Annotated in this window: 1 protein-coding gene and 1 pseudogene; both read right to left on the bottom strand. The window is 62.0% G+C overall.

Annotation, left to right across the window (positions count from 1 at the left end; all coding sequences use genetic code 11):
- On the bottom strand, window positions 1–369 hold a 369-nt coding region (locus A3754_RS02745; RefSeq protein WP_156496717.1), incomplete at its 3' end, for an SH3 domain-containing protein.
- Window positions 370–416: 47 nt separating this feature from the next.
- Window positions 417–716 (bottom strand): annotated as a pseudogene (locus tag A3754_RS27035) (hypothetical protein); the annotation flags it as partial.

Raw genomic sequence — 716 nt, 5'->3', positions numbered from 1 at the left:
CATCAGCACCGACGCCTGCCAGTGCCCGCCCTGGAATGCTTCCTGCCCCAGGTTTTTCATCTCCGGGGTTTGCTCGCTGCCATCCAGGGTGGCCAGCAACGCGTCGCGGGGCACCCAGCCCACCCGACCACGCACGGTGCTGACCTTGATCCAGCCGGCGCGGCGATATTCCAGGGTCAGCGGCGCATCACGCTCCACCACATGAAACACGGGATAACCGCGACCCGGGCCGCTGTGGATTTCCACAAAAGGCTCCGCCACCTTGACGCGCAGCGGAGCGATATCCGATTTGGCATCAGGCTCAGCTTCGGGCTCAGCCCAGGCCGGCAGCACCGCCATCAGTGATAACAGAATTACAACAAGGCGCACCGGGTGCGTCTCCTTTCCAATACATGTCAGGGCGCGGGAAAGCCCGCTCAGTTTTCCGGCACCCGGAAGGGGTCGTTATACAGCTGCGCCCCCAGATCGATCCATTCGGCAAGCAGACGTTGCTCCGCCGCACTCAGCCAGCCTTCGTGCACACCGCCGGCAGCGAAGCGATCAAAGAAACCGCCGGAGTTACGTGCCTGCCCGACCCGCAGGGTGGCGGACACGTTCACGGTCTGCGTGACGGGAATCGGGTTGTCATTGTTATCCAGAATCAACTCGCCGTCTTCATCGGTTTGGTAAACCACACTGCCTTCACCATCGGTGACGATGACCAGGTTATCCACCAG

This window comes from Alcanivorax sp. HI0083 (genome assembly GCF_001635175.1).
The sequence above is the reverse complement of the archived record's forward strand: the minus strand, read 5'-3'. Positions and strand labels throughout refer to the sequence as shown.